Origin of the sequence: Sphingobium sp. DC-2, assembly GCF_000722555.1 — a bacterium.
Classification (GTDB): domain Bacteria; phylum Pseudomonadota; class Alphaproteobacteria; order Sphingomonadales; family Sphingomonadaceae; genus Sphingobium; species Sphingobium quisquiliarum.
Genome location: NZ_JNAC01000046.1, coordinates 1 through 19,490, shown reverse-complemented (window position 1 = coordinate 19,490; position 19,490 = coordinate 1). Strand labels below are relative to the sequence as shown.

The following is a 19,490-nucleotide window of genomic DNA, read 5'->3' as shown; positions in this document are numbered from 1 at the left end:
TTCCGCCTGTATCCTAAGGGAAAAGCCCTCCGGCGAAGTTTAGATGCCGCCCGGAACCACCGGCCATCCGCCCTGCTCCAGCGCCTCGCAAAGCGCCGCGACGCAGCGCTCCAGAAGCTGCGGATCGGTGGAGCGGACCACGAAATTCGCGCCTGTCTTCCCCTCGCGGAAGAAAGGATAGCTGCCGATCTGGCATCCTTCATGCGCCCGCTCGGTCGCCGCCAATATGTCGGCAATCTCGCTTTCGGCGACCCAGCAGCCGATCTGCGCCGACAGCACCGGCCGTCCGCCCTCCAGCGTGCCGGTCAGGCTGTCCAGCATCCCGGCGGTGATGTGCGGCACCCCCGCCATGATGAAGATATTGCCATGGCGGATGCCCGGCGCGCCCGACATGCGGTTTTCGATCAGGCTCGCGCCCGCCGGAACCCGCGCCATGCGCAGCCGCGCTTCGGTCAGGCCGCCCCGCGTTTCATAATAGCCCGACAGCATCGCGCGCGCCTGCGGGTCGATCTCCACCTCCACGCCCAGCGCGCGGGCGATCGCGTCCACCGTGATGTCGTCATGGGTGGGGCCGATGCCGCCGGTCGTGAACAGATAATCGTAACGGGCGCGCAACGCGTTCACTGCCTCCACGATCGCCTCGTCATCATCGCCGATGACACGCACCTCGCGCAGGCGGATGCCCTGCACATTCAGCCAGGACGCGATCTGGGAAACGTTCCGGTCCTGCGTTCGGCCCGACAATATCTCATCGCCTATGACGATCAGCGCGGCAGTCCAGATGCGTTCGGGGGCAGTCATGGCCCCCGCAATAGCCCGCGCCGCCTTTCCTGCCTAGGACCCATCGAACCGCTACTCGCATTATCGCGCGTCCTTGCCTATAATCGGCAGCATGACCGAATATATGACGATGACGGCCGACGCGCCGATTTCCCGATCCACCGCGATCAAGCTTTATGACGCCGCCGGTTTCGACGGCATGCGCAAGGCGGGCCGCCTCGCCGCTGAAATATTGGACGCGCTGGTCCCGCATGTCGTGCCCGGCGTCACCACGGGCGAACTGGACGACATCGTTCGCCGCATGACGCTGGACGGCGGCGGCGTGCCCGCAACGCTGGGCTATCGCGGCTACACGCATAGCTGCTGCATTTCGCTCAACAACGTCATCTGCCACGGCATTCCCGGCGATCAGAAGATCAGGGAAGGCGACATATTGAACATCGACGTCACGCCCCTGGTGGACGGATGGCATGGCGACAGCAGCCGCATGTATATTGCGGGCGAAACCTCCATCAAGGCGCGCCGCCTGGTCGAGGTCACCTATGAATGCCTGATGCTGGGCATAGAGCAGGCGAAGCCCGGCAACCATCTGGGCGACATCGGCCACGCGATTCAGCGCCATGCGGAAAAGCATCGCTATGGCGTGGTGCGCGACTTTTGCGGCCACGGCCTTGGCCGCGTGTTCCACGACAGCCCGGAGGTGGTCCATATCGGGCGGCCCGGCACCGGCCCGGAACTCAAGCCCGGCATGTTCTTCACCATCGAACCGATGATCAACATCGGCAAGCCCGGCGTGAAGATGCTGGAGGATGGTTGGACCGCAGTGACGCGCGACCGCACCCTGTCGGCACAGTTCGAACATAGCATCGGCATCACCGAAACCGGCTGCGAGATCTTTACCAGGAGCCCCGCCGGGCTGGACGCGCCGCCCTACGCGCTTTGACCGCAAGCACTGCCTAAAAAACAGGCAGGGCTTGACGAAAGTGCCCGGAATCCGGGCAATATGGACAAAGGTTGCCGCTTCGCCGAAAGCGGGTTCTGGCGATTCGCCATTTGGCACGGTAATTGATTGTTTCAGGGGACGACGCGTGTCTCGGGGGCATGATGATCGTCGCTGGGGTGGCGGAAACGAGCGGGCAACCGCATCCATTCGCGCGTTTGGTTGGGATATAGTGATGAAAAAGATCGAGGCGATCATCAAGCCGTTCAAGCTCGACGAAGTGAAGGAAGCGCTGCATGAGGTCGGCGTGTCCGGCATCACCGTGACCGAAGCGAAGGGCTTCGGGCGGCAGAAGGGTCATACGGAGCTTTATCGCGGCGCTGAATATGTCGTCGACTTCCTGCCCAAGGTGAAGCTGGAAGTGGTGGTGGACGACGCTCTGGCCGACCGCGTGGTCGAAGCCATCTCCTCCGCCGCGCAGACCGGCCGGATCGGCGATGGCAAGATCTTCATCACCGCGATCGAAGGCGCCGTGCGCATCCGCACCGGCGAACGCGACAGCGACGCCATCTGACTTTTCCGGAACTTTTCCGCGCCGCCTGACCGGACGGTGCGGACATATGCATCAACTGCCCCTTCGGGGGGGGTATCAAGAGAGAAGGGCAAACTGCACATGGCTAACACGCCAAAAGACATCCTCAAGATGGTTGAGGACAAGGAGATCGAGTGGGTCGATCTGCGCTTCACCGATCCCAAGGGCAAGTGGCAGCACCTGACCATGGTCGCGTCCGTTCTCGGCGAAGATGAGCTGACGCAGGGCCTGATGTTCGACGGTTCGTCGATCGAAGGCTGGAAGGCGATCAACGAATCGGACATGATCCTCAAGCCCGACCTCGACGCCGTCTATGTCGATCCGTTCAGCGCCACCCCGATGCTGATCCTCTTCTGCGACATCGTTGAGCCGGACACCGGCGAACTCTATGCCCGCGATCCGCGCTCGACCGCGAAGCGCGCCGAATCCTTCGTCAAGTCGGCCGGTTTCGGCGACACCGTCTATGTCGGGCCGGAAGCCGAATTCTTCATGTTCGACGATGTCCGGTTCAATTCGGACTATAACGAGTCCTTCTACAAGATCGACGATATCGAACTGCCGACCAACACCGGCCGCGAATATGAAGGCGGCAACCTCGCCCACCGTCCGCGCGCCAAGGGCGGCTATTTCCCGGTCGCTCCGGTCGACCCGGCCACCGACATCCGCGCCGAAATGGTCACCACCATGCTCGAAATGGGCCTGCCCTGCGACAAGCACCACCATGAAGTGGCCGCTGCCCAGCACGAACTCGGCCTGACCTTCGGCACGCTGGTCCAGACCGCCGACCGCATGCAGATCTATAAGTATGTGGTTCAGATGGTCGCCCAGGCCTATGGCAAGACCGCGACCTTCATGCCCAAGCCGATCGCGCAGGACAATGGTTCGGGCATGCACACCCATATGTCCATCTGGGACGGCGGCAAGCCCCTCTTCGCGGGCGAAGGCTATGCCGGCCTGTCGGATATGTGCCTCTATTTCATCGGCGGCGTCATCAAGCATGCCAAGGCCCTGAACGCCTTCACCAACCCTACCACCAACAGCTACAAGCGTCTGGTGCCGGGCTTCGAGGCCCCCGTTCTGCTGGCCTATTCGGCGCGCAACCGTTCGGCTTCCTGCCGTATTCCCTACGGCGCTGGCGCCAAGGCGAAGCGGGTCGAATTCCGCTTCCCCGACGCGATGGCCAACCCCTATCTCTGCTACGCCGCCCTGCTCATGGCCGGCCTCGACGGCATTGAGAACAAGATTCATCCGGGTTCCGCGATGGACAAGAATCTCTACGACCTGCCGCCCGAAGAACTGAGCCAGGTCCCGACCGTTTGCGGCTCGCTGCGTGAAGCGCTCGACTCGCTGGCCGCCGACCACGACTTCCTGCTCAAGGGCGACGTGTTCACCAAGGACCAGATCGAAGCCTATCTCGAACTCAAGTGGCCCGAAGTCTACCGCTGGGAAATGGCTCCCTCACCGGTCGAATTCGATATGTATTACAGCGCCTGATTTCATCAGGACTGCCAGCAAAAAGGGCCCGGCCGCCCCAGCAGCCGGGCCCTTTTTTATCCTTCCCATCAGGATGGGGAGGGGGGCCGCCAAAGGCGGTGGAGGGGAAATGCGCAACCCCAGTCACGATTACACCCCAGCCAAAGCAGCCGAAAATTTACGCTGTCCTATTCCCCGGAGTCAGGCTATTCCGCCCCCCGGCTCTTTAAAATAGGAAAAATCGCCAAAACCCGCGCTTTTCCGCGGGTCTGTCGTGTCACTTATGTAACCCAAAAAGCCGGGAGCCAGGCGGCCCCTGTCACCCCTGATCCGGGATCGACGCTCCGAACAGCAGCACAGGCTCGCCCGCTGGCGACAGCGCGATCTCGCCCCCCGCCTGCGTCACCAGCGCCCGCACCATCCAGGCCGCCGACGTCCGCGACGCCAGCCCCTCCGGCGGCAGGGTCCCCGCCAGCGCAGACCGCAGATCAGGATCGAGCACCAGCTTGGGCCCTTCCGCACGGACGACAATCTCCGTCACGCCCGGCCGCCTCTCTGCGCCGATGTCGAGCTGCCCGCCGCGCACCAGCGCATCGCCCGCGATCAGCGCCAGGTTCAGCAGCACCTTGACCGGCAGCTTGTCGAGCATCTCCTCGTCCACCAGCCAGCCTATCTTCACCCGGCCGGACGCCGCGAACATGCCCTCTATCGCGACACGCGCCTCATGCGTCGGCACCGCGTCGCCAAAACCGCCCGCCGATCCGAACGCCAGGCGGAAAAATTTCAGCTTGTTGGCCGATGTCCGCGCACTATCGCCCAGCAATTCCAGGCAGCGCTGACGCATTTCCGGGTCGGTTTCATCCGCCATCAACTCCAGCCCGTTGTTGAGCGCGCCCACCGGGCTCAACAGGTCATGGCAGAGGCGCGAACAGAGCAGGCTGGCAAATTCGATGCTGTCACTCGGATTGGTCATGAAGGTCGCTGCCGCCGGGAAGTGAATGGAAGGAAGGGAATGAAAGGCTAATGCGCTGCCCCGCCCCGCGATGCAACCCCGGCCCGCCGTCTTTCGCTCACATGATATCGAGCGCGGCCGCCGCGAACCGTACGCCGCCCGCCTCTCCCGGCTCCGCCCGCCACAAGCGCGCGCCCCCCGCGGCGACGATCATCCAATAGCTTCCATCCGGCACGGCGCTCGCCATGTCCGTCGCCGATGGAAGCGGATAACCGCTAGGGTGGGAATGGTAATGTCCGATCACAGCCGGGCCGCCCGCGCGCGCCTCACGATGCGCGGCAATCAAAACCGCCGGGTCGATTTCGAAATGGATCGCCGGATCGGCGGCGACATTGGCGGCGGTCCGTATCGCCGAAATCCGCCCCGCCCCCCCCAGCAACAGGCCGCAAATCTCGTCCTTCTCAGCCGCCGCCAGAGAGACGATGCGGCCCAGCAACGACCTTGAAATACACAGCGTCATTCCTACATTCTTAACCAATGGGTTCGGGGGTTTCCATCATTGAAGCGGTGATCGGCGAAGCGCAGCAGGGTTTGCGGCTCGACAAGGCGCTGGCCGATCTGCTGCCCGGCCTCTCCCGTGAGCGCCTCAAGGCATTGATCGTGGAAGGACAGGTCACCGCTGGCGGCCGGTCCCTCAACCCCTCGCTGAAGGTCGCGGCCGGGCAGGCCTTCGCCATCACCCTTCCCGCGCCCGTCGAAGCGGAGGCCGTGGCGCAGGACATTCCTCTTTCCATCGTGCATGAGGATGCGGACCTGATCGTGATCGATAAGCCCGCGGGCTTGGTCGTTCACCCGGCTGCGGGCAATCTGGACGGCACTCTGGTGAACGCTCTCCTCCACCATTGCCGGGGACAGTTGTCGGGCATTGGCGGCGTGGCGCGGCCGGGGATCGTTCATCGCATCGACAAGGATACTTCCGGCCTCCTCGTCGTTGCCAAGTCCGACAAGGCGCATGAAGGCTTGGCGCAGCAGTTCAAGGACCATAGCATCGACCGCCTCTATGCGGCGATCGTCTACGGCATACCGCAAACGGCGGCGGGCACGGTGGATACCTGGATCGGCCGGTCCGATAGCGACCGGAAGAAAATGGCCGTCCATCGCGAGGGACGCGGCAAGCATGCCGTAACCCATTATCGCGTGGTCGAACGGCTTCGCGGCGCGGCTCTGGTGGAGTGCAGGCTGGAAACCGGCCGCACCCACCAGGTGCGCGTGCATATGGCGCATCTGGGTCACCCCTTGATCGGGGACCCGGTTTACGGTAGAGACAGAAAAGGTTTCAAATCAATACTGGAAACGCTGGGTTTCAAAAGGCAGGCATTGCACGCGAAAAGGCTGGGGTTCATACATCCGGTGACCGAGGAAAAACTCAGCTTCGACAGTGCACTGCCCACCGACATGCAGGAACTGTTAAGGCAGATCCACGTATAGGTTTAGACAAGTTTGCGACGGTGCTCAGGATGCCACTCACGGGTCCCACCGCGCATGAAAGGGAAAGGTGAAGCGACATGGCTGATAAAAGCAATGTCCCCGCGGTTCCAGCGCTGGGCGGTGAAGCCAGCCTCAACCGCTATCTTTCGGAAATCCGCAAATTTCCGATCCTAACGCCCGAGCAGGAATATATGCTCGCCAAGCGTTATGCCGAACATCAGGATCCTGAGGCGGCGGCGCAGCTCGTGACGTCGCACCTGCGCCTCGTGGCCAAGATCGCCATGGGCTATCGCGGCTACGGCCTGCCGGTCAGCGAGCTGATCAGCGAAGGCAATATCGGCCTGATGCAAGGGGTGAAGAAGTTCGAGCCGGATCGCGGCTTCCGCCTGGCGACTTATGCCATGTGGTGGATTCGCGCATCGATCCAGGAATTCATCCTCCGCAGCTGGAGCCTCGTGAAGATGGGCACCACCGCGGCGCAGAAGAAGCTGTTCTTCAACCTTCGCCGGATGAAGAACAATATCGAAGCGTTCGAGGATGGCGACCTTCACCCCGACGACGTCAAGAAGATCGCCACCGACCTCGGCGTGACCGAAGAGGATGTGATCTCCATGAATCGCCGCATGGCGATGGGCGGGGATACCTCGCTCAACGTACCGATGCGCGAGGATGGCGAGGGCCAGTGGCAGGATTGGCTGGCGGATACCGATCCGTTGCAGGATGAGCGCGTCGCGGACGAGCAGGAAAAGACCCTGCGCCACGACATGCTGGTCGAGGCGATGGATGATCTCAACGATCGCGAAAAGCACATCCTTGCTGAACGCCGCCTCGCCGAGGAGCCCAAGACGCTGGAGGAGCTGAGCCAGGTCTATGGCGTATCCCGCGAGCGGGTTCGCCAGATCGAGGTTCGCGCTTTCGAAAAGCTGCAAAAGGCGATGATGCGGATCGCGGGCGACCGGCTGGGCAAGATGAGGCTCGCCCTCGCCTGACGGCCACAGACGAAGCAGAAAAGGCAGGCCCCGGAGCGATCCGGGGCCTTGTCTATGTCAGGGAAAGAACGGCCCTTGTCGATCAACCCCTCGGAACGCAGGATAGCTTGAACAGCGTGAGGATCGCGCTACCACAGACGCATGACCGCTCGTTCCGCCGCTCCCCGCCGCTCCTTCCGCTGGGTTCGCATCCCCCTGAAGATACTGGGCGCGTTCGTCCTTTTCTCGCTGCTGCTCGTCCTCATCTATCGCTTCGTGCCGCCGCCTGTCACGCTGACCATGCTGCTGGACCCCAATGGCATCACCAAGGACTGGATGAGCCTGGATGAGATCGACCCCGACATGCCGCGAGCCGCAATAGCGGCAGAGGACAGCCGCTTTTGCAGCCATCATGGCTTCGACGCCGTCGCCATCGCGCAGGCGATGCGCCACAACGCCAGCGGCGGACGCATACGCGGTGGATCTACGATCAGCCAGCAGACCGCGAAGAACGTGTTCCTATTCCAGGGCGGCGGCTTCATCCGCAAGGGGTTCGAAGCATGGTTCACCATGTTGATCGAAGCCATCTGGGGCAAGCGGCGGATCATGGAAGTCTACCTCAATGTCGCCGAAACCGGCATCGGCACCTATGGCGTTCAGGCCGGAGCGATGCGCTATTTCCACCACGGCGCAGGCAAGCTCACCCGCGCGGAAGCAGCCCGCATCGCCGCCATCCTTCCGCTTCCCAAGAAGCGCGCCGCCATCGCTCCGCGCGGTTTTACCCGCCGCTACGGAAATAGCATCATCAGCCGCATCGGTGTGGTGCAGCGGGATGGGCTGGATAGCTGTTTGAAGTGATGTGCGGAGTAACCATGTTCGGATAGCAGGCGCTACCGGTTCAAAATCTCGTCCTCCCCGCGCATGCGACTGGATTGCCGAAAGCGACATGGGTCCGCGCCTGCGCGGGGACGACAAAGATGGGTGGAAACGCAACAGCCAGATTCCAGGCCCATTATTCAGTTGTCAGACGCTAACCGTCTTCAAAATGTAGGCTGCGAAACCGCTTTTTCGTACTCAGCGACCAAGCGCTCAAATTCCCGCTGTTGTCTCTGTATTTGAACTTTGCGTAGGTAGACAATCACAAGAACGCAACGGCGATTGTCGCGCAAATCAAAGCCAACGCAGGTGCGCCGTCTCGGGTGGCGAGTGCAGTGTAGCTGGTTAAAATGATCGCGAAGACCCAAGCGGCGATCACGCAGAAAGTGGTCAACCGCCAATACATAGGAGCTTCGGGCCTACCGCTTCTTGGGTCGAAAGTGACTTTCTGAGTGAGGCTCCACATGGTTCAATCCTGCCACAGATGGCAGGATAACGCTAGCTGACTTCTTTCGGGAAAGTCCGTTAGCGGTAGGCGGCAGCAGGGCCGGGAAGGGCAATAAATGGCCGGTTCCTGCCATCACTTACATATATGCATTTAGCACAAGCATCTTAACCTTTGCGATTAGCCAACAGCTACAATCCAAAGCTAGATCATAACGCCCTGCCTCGCTCCATCAAAAAAGGCCCGCCGCAGTTACCCGGCGAGCCTTTCATAGCAGCGAGTCTCCTCAAGCCGCGTCTTCGGCGCGCTTGTCCTTTTCGCTGAATACCCGGATCGGTTCCTTGGTCCCGGCGACGACATCCTTGTCCACAACGACCTCGCCCACGCCTTCCATGGACGGCAGGTCAAACATCGTGTCGAGCAGGATCGATTCGAGGATCGACCGAAGCCCACGCGCGCCGGTCTTGCGCTCGATGGCTTTCTTCGCGATCGCGGTCAGGGCATCATCCGTGAAGCTAAGTTCGACATTTTCCATGTCGAACAGCTTGGCATATTGCTTCACCAGCGCGTTCTTCGGTTCGACCAGGATCTTGACCAGAGCGGCCACGTCCAGATCCTCCAGTGTCGCGATCACCGGCAGACGGCCGACGAATTCGGGGATCAGGCCGAATTTCAACAGGTCTTCCGGCTCGCTCTGACGCAGCAGTTCGCCCGTCTTCCGCTCCTCCGGCGCGGCGACATGGGCGCCGAAGCCGATCGACTTGGCTTCCAGACGGTCGCCGATGATCTTTTCCAGACCCGCGAAAGCGCCGCCGCAGATGAAGAGGATGTTGGTCGTATCGACTTGCAGGAACTCTTGCTGCGGATGCTTGCGTCCACCCTGCGGAGGAACCGACGCGGTCGTCCCCTCCATCAGCTTGAGCAGCGCCTGCTGCACGCCTTCACCCGACACATCGCGCGTGATCGAGGGGTTTTCCGCCTTACGGCTGATCTTGTCGATCTCGTCGATATAGACGATGCCCCGCTGCGCCTTCTCGACATTATAGTCGGACGCCTGGAGCAGCTTGAGGATGATGTTCTCCACGTCCTCACCGACATAACCCGCTTCGGTCAGCGTCGTCGCATCGGCCATGGTGAAAGGCACGTCGAACGTCTTCGCCAGCGTCTGCGCCAGCAGCGTCTTGCCGCAGCCGGTCGGCCCGACAAGCAGGATGTTGGACTTGGCCAGTTCAACCTCGCCCGGCTTGGTGCCGTGGTTGAGGCGCTTGTAATGGTTGTGCACGGCAACGGACAGGACACGCTTCGCCCGGTTCTGGCCGATCACATAATCGTCCAGCACATCGCAGATTTCCTGCGGAGTGGGTACGCCGCCATCCTTCTTGCCGACGAGACCGCCCTTGGTCTCCTCACGGATGATGTCGTTGCACAGTTCCACGCATTCATCGCAGATGAACACGGTCGGCCCCGCGATCAGCTTCCGCACCTCATGCTGCGACTTGCCGCAGAAAGAGCAGTAAAGCGTGCTTTTGGAATCGGAGCCCGTAAGCTTAGTCATTCGCCAATCTTTCCTCCCTGCCCTTTGCGACCACCGCTCCGGGCGAGGGATGTTCTGGTCCTAGGATCATCCTAGACCGCGTCACGCCGGTTTCACAATAGGAGAAAACGGCGCGCGCGATTAAGATCCATGTCAACTTTCCGTCGTGTCCGGCAATGCCGGCCGCCGGTCGAATACCTCGTCCACCAGGCCGAAGGCTTTCGCCTCCTCCGCCTCAAGGAAGGTGTCGCGGTCCATCGCCCGCTCGATTTCCTCCAGCGGGCGGCCCGTATAGGTCGCATAGAGGGCATTCAGCCGCTGGCGGATGCGCAGGATTTCCTTCGCCTGGATTTCGATGTCGCTCGCCATGCCCTGCGCACCGCCCGAAGGCTGGTGGATCATGATGCGGGCGTTGGACAGCGCGATGCGCTTGCCCGGTTCGCCAGCCGCCAGAAGGAAGCTGCCCATCGACGCCGCCTGCCCTATGCAAACGGTGCCCACCTGCGGGCGGATATATTTCATGGTGTCGTGAATCGCCATGCCGGACGTCACGACCCCGCCAGGCGAGTTGATGTACATCCAGATATCCTTCTTCGGATTTTCCGACTCAAGGAACAGCAGCTGGGCGACGATCAGCGACGCCATATGATCCTCAACCTGGCCGGTCACGAAGATGATCCGCTCACGCAGCAGGCGCGAATAGATGTCGAAGCTGCGTTCCCCCCGATTCGACTGCTCGATGACGATGGGGACCAGCGCGGCCATGGGATCAGACATGATATCGGTCATTTTGCTCTTTCAGCTAAGGTGCTTTTGCCCGAACACTACATCGGCACAAAAGCCGGGCGGTTCAAGGGGTCGCGTGAACAGGCGGCGGCTTCAGTCGCGGCGGGCGAAATCGGACGGCGCGCGGAAACCCAGATAGGCAAGCCGCCGCACCTCCCGCCGCCCGCGAACCACGGTATCGAGGATAAGGCCGCACATCGCCGACAGGGTCGCCAGGATCATGAGGCCAGTCACCAGGATCGCCGTGGGAAATCTGGGGACCAGGCCCGTTTCCATATAGGTGAGGATGAGCGGCGCCGCCAGGGCAAGGCTCATCGCCGCGAGCAGCGCCGCTATGATCCCGAAGAACAGGACGGGCCGCTCGATGCGGTAGAGGGTGATGATGGTCCGCAGGATTCGCCAGCCGTCCCGATAAGTGCTGAGCTTGCTGACGGAGCCCTCAGGGCGCGCGCCATAGACCGTCATGACCTCGGCGACCGGCATGGACAGCTCCAGCGCATGGACGCTGATCTCCGTTTCGATCTCGAAACCCGCCGACAGCACCGGAAAGCTTTTCACGAAGCGGCGGGAAAAGACGCGATAGCCGGAAAGGATATCGGTGAAGCTGCGGCCGAACAGTTGCTTCAACAGGCTGGTCAGCGCCCAATTGCCGAAGCGATGCCCGCGCCGGTAGGCTTCCTCCACCTCGCTCTTGCGGGCGCCGACCACCATGTCCAGATTATCCTCCAGCATAGCGGCCACCATGCGCGGCGCGGCGGCGGCTTCATAGGTCGCGTCGCCATCCGCCATGACATAGATGTCGGCATCCACATCCGCAAACATACGGCGGACGACGTGCCCTTTCCCCTGCTGCGATACGCGGCGGACGATCGCACCCGCTCCTGCGGCCAGTTCGCGGCTGCCGTCGCTGCTGTTATTGTCGAAAACATAGACATCGGCGGCGGGAAAGGCGCGGCGGAAATCCTCGACCGTCCGCACGATCGCTCCTGCCTCATTATAGCAGGGCAGGATGACGGCAATGCGCGGACCTTCCGTCCCCTGCGCGCCTGCCACTGCCGGAAATTCCTTCATCACCCAACTCTCTCGCCCCAACGGCGCCCTCAATCGACCTGGCGCTCCTGCGGGCAGGGCCCTGATCCTGGCTCCAGCCTCGCTAAGAGCACGATACCCCCAGCGGCGCTCCCCAGACCACATGAACGGGCCTGATTAACATTTCGTCTGCCATGGCACGGCAAAAATGAAAAGCGCCCGCGCTTCCATCGAAGCCGGGCGCCCGTCATTCAGGCAATGACAGCCTTATTCAGCCTTGGCGGCAGCCTTCTTGGCAGGGGCCTTCCGGGCTTTGGGCTTATCCTCCGCAGCGGCATCTTCGGCCACGGCTTCGTCCTTCTTGGCAGCAGCCTTCTTCGCCGGAGCCTTCTTGGCAGGGGTTTCCGCCGCAGCCTCAGCAGCAGGCGCTTCCTCAGCCTCAGCCGCCTTCTTCTTGGGAGCAGCCTTCTTCTTCGGCTTTTCCTCATGATCGTGGTCATGGCCGCAGCCGGGGCCGTGGACATGCGGTTTCAGATCGCCATCTTCCGCCTCAATCGCGGCTTCCAGCTCTTCGCGGCTGACAGCGCGGTCAGTGATCTCCGCCTTTTCGAACAGGAAGTCGACGACCTTGTCCTCATAGAGGGGCGCACGCAACTGAGCGGCGGCCATCGGGTCCTGACGGACATATTGGACGAACCGCTCGCGGTCCTGCGGGCTGTACTGCTGCGCCGCCTGCATGATGAGGCGGTTCATTTCCTGATCGGAAACGGTAACGCCGTTCGCCTGACCGATTTCCGAAAGCAGCAGGCCCAGGCGGACGCGGCGCACGGCGATGGCGCGATAGTCCTCCTTCTCCGCTTCCATCTCCTTGATGGCCGCTTCGGGATCTTCCTCATGGCTGGCTTCATGCTGAAGCTGCGCCCAGATCTGGTTGAATTCGGCCTCGACCATGCTCGGCGGCACGTCGAAATCATGAGCAGCAGCCAGCTGGTCGAGCAGCTTGCGCTTCATATAGGTGCGCGTGAGGCCGTTATGTTCCTGCTCAATCTGCCCCTTCAGCAGTTCCTTGAGCTTGTCCAGACCTTCAAGGCCAAGCGACTTGGCGAAATCATCGTCCAGCTTGGGCTTGTCCGCGTCCAGTATGGCCTTGACGGTGACGTCGAAGGTCGCGGCCTTGCCAGCAAGATGCGCCGCGCCATAATCTTCGGGGAAGGTGACGGTGATCGTCTTCTCATCGCCCTTCTTGACGCCGGTCAGCTGCTCCTCAAAACCGGGGATGAACTGACCCGAACCGATCTTGAGCTTCACATCCTCGGCCGAACCGCCTTCAAAGGCTTCGCCGTCGATCTTGCCGACGAAATCGATGGTCAGCGTGTCGCCGTCCTTCGCCTTGTGCGAGGCAGGATATTCTTCCAGCGCGCCCTGCTGGCTGGCGATACGGCCAGCGGCTTCATCGACCTGAGCGTCGGCCACTTCGACGGTCAGCCGTTCCAGCTTCAAGCCTTCGATGCTGGGCGCCGCGATTTCCGGCAGCACTTCCAGCGCGACCTTCACCTCTGCGTCCTTGCCGAACTCGAAGCCTTCGTCCAGCTCGACCGACGGCTGCATGGCCGGGCGCAGCTTGTTGTCGGCGATCAGCTTCTGGATGCTGTCCTGGATCGAACTGTTGAGAGCGTCGCGCTGGAGCGATTCGCCGTGCATCTTCTTGACGAGGTTGGCGGGCACCTTGCCGGGGCGGAAGCCGGGCATGCGGACCTGCGGCGCGATGGCGGCGACTTCCTTTTCGACGCGGGCGTCGATGTCCTTCGACGTGATGGTCACGGTGTAGGCGCGCTTCAGGCCTTCGTTCAACGTCTCGACAGTCTGCATCTCTTCTCTCAAACGCTTTCTTCAGCTGAATTCAGATGGCGCCTGCTATGACGCAAGGCCTGGCGCTCTGGTGCGGGCGAAGGGACTCGAACCCCCACATCTTGCGATACCAGAACCTAAATCTGGCGCGTCTACCAGTTTCGCCACGCCCGCATCGGCCGCCGGTCGGCGCGGCATAGAGAAAAGCATCCGGCGAGGCAAGCAATTGTGGATAAGTGGCGGGGAACCCGCCCGCGGCCCGCGCGTAGCCATCCCGAAGGAGAGACAGATGGCCACTCAGCCCACGCCGGAACCGATCGACATTCCCCCGCCGGATACGATCGAGCCGCAATCGCCCCCCGAAGCGCCGCCGCCGTCAACGCCGGATGAGACTCCCGGCGGCGAACCGCCCGGTTTTGTCCCGAACCGGCCTGATTACGATCAGCCCGATCGCTCCATTCCCGAGCTTCCACCGGATTGAGGCGCGCATTCATCCACAGTTTTTCTGCAACAGTGCAAAGTTTTTTTCGCTGGTTAGTCCTTATTCACCTTCCAGCGCTGGACAGGTCCATGCAGGCATGATTGTACTATGACAAACATATGAAAACGGGAGAGGCGCGGCTGACATCAAGGGGGTCAACGTGCATCATGTTCGCGCCAAACTGGACTGGTTCAAGACTGTCATCCTACCGCAGGAGGCCGCCCTTAGAGGACGGTTGAGGCGGATACTTCCCTCTACCCACGAACTCGATGACATGGTCGCGGAGGTATTGACCCGCGCCTATGCCACGGAAAACTGGGAAAATGTCACCACAGGGCGCGCCTATCTTTTTACGATAGCGCGCAACCTGGTGATCGACGCCGCCCGCCGGAACAAGGTGGTCAGCTTCGAAACGATCGCCGACCTGGAACTGTTGCAGGGCGACAATAATGTCGAAGCGCAGCTTCACGCCCGCGAAGCGCTGCGCCAGGTCGAAGCCATTGTCGACTCGCTTCCGCCGCAGTGCCGCAGGGTCTTCATCCTCCGCCGTATCCACGAAAGATCGATGCTGGAAATAGCGGCGGAGATGTCCCTGTCCGTTTCTACAGTTGAAAAACATCTGGCCAAAGCAATCGGGATAGTTATGCGGGCCTGGGCGGAACGTGAGGAAACGGATTTCGAGCGTGCAGGCGTCGGGACCAGGTTCAAGCTGCGGAAGCAGGACAGCGATCGAAGCGGAAGCCGCGCGCCTGCTGGCTAAGCTCAGCAGCGATCCCACTCCGCAGAACGAAGCCGAACTCTATGCCTGGGTCGAAGCCGATCCGCGCCACGCCGTAGCGTTCGCCCAGGCAGAGGCTGCCTGGGAAGCGGCGGAAAGGCTGAAATGCGCCGCAGCGGACGTTCAACTGCCTCCATTGACCGAAATGGTCAGCGAGGAGCAGCAGCGGCGGCTTTCCCGCAATATCATCATCGCGGCGGCACTGGCCGTAACGCTTTTCATCATCGCCGCGATCGTGACGCTGCGCACCTTCAATGATGTCGACCGGTACAAGACCGCAGTGGGCGAGATTCGGAATGTCGCCCTCAGCGACGGATCGGCGCTCCATCTCAACAGCGACAGCGAAGCCGAGGTGCGCTACACGGACAATGGCCGCAAGGTCCGGCTGATCAAGGGCGAAGCGTCTTTCCAGGTGGCGCATGACAAGGACCGCCCTTTTGAGGTCGAAGCCCGTTCGGCGGTCGTCCGCGCTGTCGGAACGGTGTTCAACGTCCGGCTGCGGCCATCGCTTATCGAACTGACCGTCACGCGCGGCGCGATTACCGTCCGCTGCGGCGACAAGGCGGCTCAGCGCGTCGCGGCCGGGAACGGCGCCGTCCTCCAGCCGCGCAACATCGTGCTGACGCGGCTTGACCCGGACATGATCTCGCAGCGCACCGCCTGGCGTCATGGGATGATCGTCCTTAACGGCGAAACGGTCGAACAAGCCGCGGGAGAGTTTAATCGCTACCGCGTCGCGCCGATCCTGATTGGCGATATGCGCGCCTCTTCGCTGCGTATCAGTGGCCATTTCCGCACGAACGACAGCCACGGCTTCCTCGCCCAGATGCAAGGAAGGCTTCCCGTGCGCGTGGTGGATGGAGAAGATGGATCAGTGATGCTGCTCTATCGGGACGAGCCTGAACAGGCGAAGCCCGCGCCCACCCCTGCCTAGGGCCTTGTTGGCCCGAACGGGATAAAGCTTAGCTCAGCAAGCCGCGAACGAATTCCGGGACCAGTTCGCTGGCCTTCCCGATCCGGCTTTCATGAAAGTAAAAGCTGCCCGCCGACGGCTCCAGATTAAGCTCGATCGTCCGGGCGCCATAGTGGCGAGCGGTCTGCACAAATCCGGCGGCGGGATATACCGCGCCCGATGTACCGATGGACAGGAACAGGTCGGCCCGGCCCAGCGCATCATCAATGGCATCCATCTGGTAAGGCATTTCACCGAAAAAGACGATGTCAGGCCTCAGACTTGGCTCACCACATCCCTCGCATCGCGTTCCTGGCGGCAACGGGCCCGGCCAGCCGGTTGCTTTCCCGCAGTGGGCGCAAAGGGCCGATCGCAGTTCGCCATGCATGTGAATGACCCGCCTCGCACCCGCCCGCTCGTGCAGATCATCGACATTCTGCGTCACGATCAGCAACTCGCCCGGCCACTGCCGGTCCAATGCCGCCAGCGCCTCATGCGCAGCATTGGGGGCTACCTCCTCCAGCTTGGCGCGCCGCTCATCATAGAAGCGGTGCACCAGCGCGGCATTGCGCGCCAGTGCCTCTGGCGTGCACACATCTTCAACGCGATGCCCTTCCCACAAGCCGTCAGGCCCCCGGAAGGTCGCAAGCCCACTCTCGGCGGAGATGCCTGCGCCGGTCAGGATCACGATGTTGCGAATATCATCCATGGCGTTCCTCATGCGCGCCCGATTGTCCTGCGGACGCGAAGCCAGCTTGCAGATGACAAAGCATGCCGGGTCTGGCATCGGACGGTCAAGATCATCACGGGCAGCAATTGAAACATGGCGAAGATTGGCATTTTCGGGGCAGCGGGCCGCATGGGCCGGGCGATCGCACAGGTCGCGCTGGACGCGGGGCTGGACATCAGCGGGGGCACCGATCGGCCCGGCAGCGGCGAAGTCGCGCCCGGCATCGTGATCACCTCCGATCCTGTCGAACTGGCGCGGCGCAGCGACGTGCTGATCGACTTTTCGGTTCCGGCCGCCCTGGCCGCCCATCTCGACGCCTGCATTCAGGCGGGCAAGCCGGTGCTGGTGGGCACAACGGGATTGGAAACACAGCATCACGCCCTGATCGACAAAGCCGCTAAGTCGATCGCGGTTCTCCAGACAGGAAACACTTCGCTCGGCGTCAACATCCTTTCCGCCCTTGTGGAGCAGGCTGCGGCGCGGCTGGGCGACGATTGGGATATCGAGATTGTCGAGATGCACCATCGCCACAAGGTGGACGCACCTTCCGGCACGGCGCTGCTGCTGGGCGAAGCCGCCGCGCGCGGACGGGGAATATCGCTGGCTGACCATAGCGCGCGCGGCCGCGACGGCATCACGGGCGCGCGTGTCCAGGGTGCAATCGGTTTCGCCGCTCTGCGGGGAGGATCGGTTGCGGGCGATCATCAGGTGATCTTCGCAACCGAAGGGGAACGGATCGAACTTGGCCACCGCGCCGAAAGCCGCGTCATCTTCGCGCGCGGCGCGGTCAGGGGCGCAAGCTGGCTGCTTGGGCAACCCGCCGGGCGCTACGACATGAAGGGCGTTCTGGGCCTTTGACGTTCAGATGAACCGGGATCAGATATTCGACTTTTTCAGCCGTCTGGCCGAGGCGAATCCCGCGCCCCGGACGGAACTGGAATATGGCAATGATTATCAGCTTCTCGTCGCGGTCGTGCTCTCCGCCCAGGCGACCGACATCGGCGTGAACAAGGCCACGCGCGCTCTCTTCCGCGAGGTCGAAACGCCTGCGCAGATGGTGGCGCTGGGCGAGGAAGGGCTGAAGGCGCATATCAAGACGATCGGCCTCTATAACGCCAAGGCGAAGAATGTGATTGCCCTGTCGGAGATATTGGTCCGCGACTTCGACGGCAAGGTGCCGCAGGACAGGGATGTGCTGACGACCTTGCCCGGCGTCGGGCGCAAGACGGCCAATGTGGTGATGAACACCGCCTTCGGACAGGAAACCTTCGCCGTCGACACCCATATCTTCCGGGTGGGCAATCGCACCGGCCTCGCACCCGGAAGGACGCCGCTGGCCGTCGAGCAGAAGCTGGAAAAGCGCGTCCCCGGCCCGTTCCGCCGCGACGCGCACCATTGGCTGATCCTGCACGGCCGCTATGTCTGCAAGGCCCGCCGTCCTGAATGCTGGCGCTGCATCGTGGTGGATCTTTGCCGCTATAAGCCGAAGACTCCCCCTCCTCCGCAAAAAGCAACCGCTGCCGCTTCGGCAGGGTGAAACCTTTCCCATTATCATGCCGTTCAGCCAGACTGTGGTAAACAGCCGCGAAATGGTCGATTCCTGTGGCCATGACTTACAATGTGAGGAGAGACACGCATGACTTCGCCCTTCTCCACGCCTGCAACGGGCTTTGCGCTCGCACTGGCGCTCGCCTGCACGGCCCCGGCCGCCATGGCCAAATCGAAGGCCGACAATCTCGTGCCGTCCGGCAAGCCCGTGAGTTGCGTGAACTTGCAATCGATCCGCAGCACGGAGGTTCGCGACAACCGGACCATCGATTTCATCATGAACGGCAACAAAGTCTATCGAAACACCCTGCCGAACAGCTGTCCGGGGCTGGGATCGGAAAGGCGCTTCCTCTACAAGACCAGCCTGTCGCAGCTTTGTTCGGTGGACATCATCACCGTGCTTTACAATTCGCCGAACCTCAATCCGGGCGCAAGTTGCGGCCTCGGCATGTTCCAGCCGATGGCGAAAGCCGCGAAATAGAGGCTCGTGCCGTGATTTGGTGCTGGCGCCGGAGGATATGCTTTGCTAAGCGGCGCTTCGCACCAGCGACACGCACCCATAGCTCAGCTGGATAGAGCGTTGCCCTCCGAAGGCAAGGCTAAGTCAAGTGGGTTGTGGGTGCTAGGTAAGAAAATTGAGCAAAACCAATATCTTGGTGATGCTCGAAGGAAGCGCAAAAACCGCTTCCGTGGTCACGGAAGCATCACGGAAGCAAACTGAAGGAGGCTGTAGAGAACGAGCGGCGACAATCGGCAGAGCTTTTTAGCCTAGTCCGGTATCGTCGATTCGAAGTCGGATTCGTGATTGACCCAGTTCGGTCTCGAACCCTATCTGAACACAGATGCACCCGTAGCTCAGCTGGATAGAGTGTCGGCCTCCGAAGCCGAAGGTCACAGGTTCGAATCCTGTCGGGTGCGCCACCCATTTTTCTTCAACTTGATCTTTGCTCCAGTTCGACCGCCATATTTCTGGCGATGCCGAGCAGATGCAGGGCTGCGCGTTTGGGATTGGTATCAAGCCAGACGGCGCTTATCGTGCCGATGCTGTCCGGTCCGACGATTGGCCGCCATACCGTACCAGTGATATCGATGGCGTCGGCAAAGCTTACCCCGGTGACGGTAAAGCCACTGCCAATCTGCACTTTCAGAACGATCGTGGCCTGACAGGCCTGACACTGTTCGATAACGGGTGCCCGTTCTCCGGCGGAGATGCGATCTGTAAGCCAAGGCTCGAGCAGCGTGTCCGCCGTCAGCACCAATGGCGCAGATTTGAGGTTGTGATTTAAGGAG

Annotated in this window: 21 protein-coding genes and 2 tRNA genes; 13 read left to right on the top strand and 10 right to left on the bottom strand. The window is 61.8% G+C overall.

The genetic code is table 11. The annotated features are described in order from the left end of the window. Positions 1-39 precede the first annotated feature (39 nt). Positions 40-801, bottom strand: a complete 762-nt coding sequence (locus ET21_RS0109675; protein WP_021239229.1) for a molybdopterin-binding protein — start codon at positions 799-801, stop codon at positions 40-42. A 91-nt stretch (positions 802-892) separates the two neighbouring features. On the opposite strand from ET21_RS0109675, the gene map reads away from it, so the two are divergent. The 3 genes from map (at position 893) to glnA (ending at position 3,806) form a co-directional block, all read left to right on the top strand. After that, a complete protein-coding gene (gene map, locus ET21_RS0109670; RefSeq protein ID WP_030539515.1) occupies positions 893-1,723 on the top strand; it encodes a type I methionyl aminopeptidase in 831 nt (276 codons plus the stop codon). Between the two features lie 232 nt (positions 1,724-1,955). Then, positions 1,956-2,294 carry a P-II family nitrogen regulator gene (locus tag ET21_RS0109665; RefSeq protein WP_021239231.1) on the top strand — a complete coding sequence of 113 codons (339 nt, stop codon included), beginning with the start codon at positions 1,956-1,958 and terminating at the stop codon, positions 2,292-2,294. A gap of 99 nt (positions 2,295-2,393) precedes the next feature. Beyond that, entirely contained in the window at positions 2,394-3,806 is a 1,413-nt protein-coding gene (gene glnA, locus ET21_RS0109660; protein WP_030539514.1) for a type I glutamate--ammonia ligase, read from the top strand. A gap of 298 nt (positions 3,807-4,104) precedes the next feature. On the opposite strand, the gene ET21_RS0109655 is transcribed toward glnA, so the two are convergent. Both ET21_RS0109655 and ET21_RS0109650 read right to left on the bottom strand, forming a co-directional pair. Next, positions 4,105-4,758, bottom strand: coding sequence for a histidine phosphotransferase family protein (locus ET21_RS0109655; RefSeq protein WP_021239233.1), 654 nt, complete (start codon positions 4,756-4,758; stop codon positions 4,105-4,107). Positions 4,759-4,855: 97 nt separating this feature from the next. Further along, entirely contained in the window at positions 4,856-5,257 is a 402-nt protein-coding gene (locus tag ET21_RS0109650) for a Mov34/MPN/PAD-1 family protein (protein WP_030539513.1), read from the bottom strand. Positions 5,258-5,274: 17 nt separating this feature from the next. Here ET21_RS0109650 and ET21_RS0109645 point away from each other — a divergent pair, with 17 nt between their 5' ends. The 3 genes from ET21_RS0109645 to mtgA all read left to right on the top strand — a co-directional run bounded on the left by ET21_RS0109645 (position 5,275) and on the right by mtgA (position 8,051). Continuing rightward, positions 5,275-6,225 (top strand): RluA family pseudouridine synthase, encoded by a 951-nt coding sequence (locus tag ET21_RS0109645; protein ID WP_030539512.1) that lies wholly within the window; start codon positions 5,275-5,277, stop codon positions 6,223-6,225. A gap of 77 nt (positions 6,226-6,302) precedes the next feature. Next, positions 6,303-7,214: an RNA polymerase sigma factor RpoH gene (gene rpoH / locus ET21_RS0109640; RefSeq protein WP_021239236.1), complete on the top strand. Its 912-nt coding sequence runs from the start codon at positions 6,303-6,305 to the stop codon at positions 7,212-7,214. A gap of 141 nt (positions 7,215-7,355) precedes the next feature. After that, entirely contained in the window at positions 7,356-8,051 is a 696-nt protein-coding gene (gene mtgA / locus ET21_RS0109635) for a monofunctional biosynthetic peptidoglycan transglycosylase (RefSeq protein ID WP_030539511.1), read from the top strand. Positions 8,052-8,800: 749 nt separating this feature from the next. On the opposite strand, the gene clpX is transcribed toward mtgA, so the two are convergent. The 5 genes from clpX to ET21_RS0109605 all read right to left on the bottom strand — a co-directional run bounded on the left by clpX (position 8,801) and on the right by ET21_RS0109605 (position 13,885). Continuing rightward, positions 8,801-10,069: an ATP-dependent Clp protease ATP-binding subunit ClpX gene (gene clpX, locus ET21_RS0109625; protein WP_021239239.1), complete on the bottom strand. Its 1,269-nt coding sequence runs from the start codon at positions 10,067-10,069 to the stop codon at positions 8,801-8,803. Between the two features lie 132 nt (positions 10,070-10,201). Next, positions 10,202-10,837, bottom strand: coding sequence for an ATP-dependent Clp endopeptidase proteolytic subunit ClpP (gene clpP, locus ET21_RS0109620; protein WP_021239240.1), 636 nt, complete (start codon positions 10,835-10,837; stop codon positions 10,202-10,204). Positions 10,838-10,927: 90 nt separating this feature from the next. Next, positions 10,928-11,905, bottom strand: coding sequence for a glycosyltransferase family 2 protein (locus tag ET21_RS0109615; protein WP_030539509.1), 978 nt, complete (start codon positions 11,903-11,905; stop codon positions 10,928-10,930). Between the two features lie 225 nt (positions 11,906-12,130). Beyond that, positions 12,131-13,732, bottom strand: coding sequence for a trigger factor (tig, locus tag ET21_RS0109610; RefSeq protein WP_030539508.1), 1,602 nt, complete (start codon positions 13,730-13,732; stop codon positions 12,131-12,133). Positions 13,733-13,800: 68 nt separating this feature from the next. Next, positions 13,801-13,885 (bottom strand) — tRNA-Leu (locus ET21_RS0109605). Positions 13,886-14,000: 115 nt separating this feature from the next. On the opposite strand from ET21_RS0109605, the gene ET21_RS0109600 reads away from it, so the two are divergent. The 3 genes from ET21_RS0109600 (at position 14,001) to ET21_RS0109590 (ending at position 15,904) form a co-directional block, all read left to right on the top strand. Further along, the gene (locus ET21_RS0109600) at positions 14,001-14,192 is read left to right on the top strand and encodes a hypothetical protein (RefSeq protein WP_021239243.1); all 192 of its coding nucleotides are present in this window, start codon (positions 14,001-14,003) and stop codon (positions 14,190-14,192) included. Positions 14,193-14,352: 160 nt separating this feature from the next. Continuing rightward, positions 14,353-14,952, top strand: a complete 600-nt coding sequence (locus ET21_RS0109595) for an RNA polymerase sigma factor (RefSeq protein ID WP_030539507.1) — start codon at positions 14,353-14,355, stop codon at positions 14,950-14,952. Beyond that, positions 14,876-15,904 (top strand): FecR family protein, encoded by a 1,029-nt coding sequence (locus tag ET21_RS0109590; RefSeq protein WP_030539506.1) that lies wholly within the window; start codon positions 14,876-14,878, stop codon positions 15,902-15,904. The genes ET21_RS0109595 and ET21_RS0109590 overlap by 77 nt, the downstream gene beginning before the upstream one ends. A gap of 28 nt (positions 15,905-15,932) precedes the next feature. Here the strand turns inward: ET21_RS0109590 and ET21_RS0109585 are convergent, their stop codons facing one another. After that, positions 15,933-16,631, bottom strand: a complete 699-nt coding sequence (locus tag ET21_RS0109585; protein ID WP_030539505.1) for an NAD-dependent deacylase — start codon at positions 16,629-16,631, stop codon at positions 15,933-15,935. 114 nt (positions 16,632-16,745) lie between these two features. Here ET21_RS0109585 and dapB point away from each other — a divergent pair, with 114 nt between their 5' ends. The 4 genes from dapB (at position 16,746) to ET21_RS0109565 (ending at position 19,121) form a co-directional block, all read left to right on the top strand. Next, positions 16,746-17,510, top strand: coding sequence for a 4-hydroxy-tetrahydrodipicolinate reductase (gene dapB, locus ET21_RS0109580; RefSeq protein WP_021239247.1), 765 nt, complete (start codon positions 16,746-16,748; stop codon positions 17,508-17,510). A 7-nt stretch (positions 17,511-17,517) separates the two neighbouring features. Continuing rightward, entirely contained in the window at positions 17,518-18,189 is a 672-nt protein-coding gene (gene nth / locus ET21_RS0109575) for an endonuclease III (protein ID WP_030539504.1), read from the top strand. A gap of 174 nt (positions 18,190-18,363) precedes the next feature. Then, positions 18,364-18,681 (top strand): hypothetical protein, encoded by a 318-nt coding sequence (locus ET21_RS0109570; protein WP_223308119.1) that lies wholly within the window; start codon positions 18,364-18,366, stop codon positions 18,679-18,681. Positions 18,682-19,044: 363 nt separating this feature from the next. Continuing rightward, positions 19,045-19,121: transfer RNA gene (locus ET21_RS0109565), tRNA-Arg, on the top strand. Positions 19,122-19,132: 11 nt separating this feature from the next. Here ET21_RS0109565 and ET21_RS28025 read toward each other — a convergent pair. Then, positions 19,133-19,490 (bottom strand): hypothetical protein (locus tag ET21_RS28025; RefSeq protein ID WP_162180697.1); only part of this gene is annotated, 358 nt, incomplete at its 5' end.

Bases quoted from the DNA above. Each gene is read 5' to 3' on its own strand.
- ET21_RS0109675 (WP_021239229.1), bottom strand. From the start codon at position 801: ATGACTGCCCCCGAACGCATCTGGACTGCCGCGCTGATCGTCATAGGC.
- map (WP_030539515.1), top strand. From the start codon at position 893: ATGACCGAATATATGACGATGACGGCCGACGCGCCGATTTCCCGATCC.
- ET21_RS0109665 (WP_021239231.1), top strand. From the start codon at position 1,956: ATGAAAAAGATCGAGGCGATCATCAAGCCGTTCAAGCTCGACGAAGTG.
- glnA (WP_030539514.1), top strand. From the start codon at position 2,394: ATGGCTAACACGCCAAAAGACATCCTCAAGATGGTTGAGGACAAGGAG.
- ET21_RS0109655 (WP_021239233.1), bottom strand. From the start codon at position 4,758: ATGACCAATCCGAGTGACAGCATCGAATTTGCCAGCCTGCTCTGTTCG.
- ET21_RS0109650 (WP_030539513.1), bottom strand. From the start codon at position 5,257: ATGACGCTGTGTATTTCAAGGTCGTTGCTGGGCCGCATCGTCTCTCTG.
- ET21_RS0109645 (WP_030539512.1), top strand. From the start codon at position 5,275: ATGGGTTCGGGGGTTTCCATCATTGAAGCGGTGATCGGCGAAGCGCAG.
- rpoH (WP_021239236.1), top strand. From the start codon at position 6,303: ATGGCTGATAAAAGCAATGTCCCCGCGGTTCCAGCGCTGGGCGGTGAA.
- mtgA (WP_030539511.1), top strand. From the start codon at position 7,356: ATGACCGCTCGTTCCGCCGCTCCCCGCCGCTCCTTCCGCTGGGTTCGC.
- clpX (WP_021239239.1), bottom strand. From the start codon at position 10,069: ATGACTAAGCTTACGGGCTCCGATTCCAAAAGCACGCTTTACTGCTCT.
- clpP (WP_021239240.1), bottom strand. From the start codon at position 10,837: ATGACCGATATCATGTCTGATCCCATGGCCGCGCTGGTCCCCATCGTC.
- ET21_RS0109615 (WP_030539509.1), bottom strand. From the start codon at position 11,905: ATGAAGGAATTTCCGGCAGTGGCAGGCGCGCAGGGGACGGAAGGTCCG.
- tig (WP_030539508.1), bottom strand. From the start codon at position 13,732: ATGCAGACTGTCGAGACGTTGAACGAAGGCCTGAAGCGCGCCTACACC.
- ET21_RS0109600 (WP_021239243.1), top strand. From the start codon at position 14,001: ATGGCCACTCAGCCCACGCCGGAACCGATCGACATTCCCCCGCCGGAT.
- ET21_RS0109585 (WP_030539505.1), bottom strand. From the start codon at position 16,631: ATGGATGATATTCGCAACATCGTGATCCTGACCGGCGCAGGCATCTCC.
- dapB (WP_021239247.1), top strand. From the start codon at position 16,746: ATGGCGAAGATTGGCATTTTCGGGGCAGCGGGCCGCATGGGCCGGGCG.
- nth (WP_030539504.1), top strand. From the start codon at position 17,518: ATGAACCGGGATCAGATATTCGACTTTTTCAGCCGTCTGGCCGAGGCG.
- ET21_RS0109570 (WP_223308119.1), top strand. From the start codon at position 18,364: ATGGCCAAATCGAAGGCCGACAATCTCGTGCCGTCCGGCAAGCCCGTG.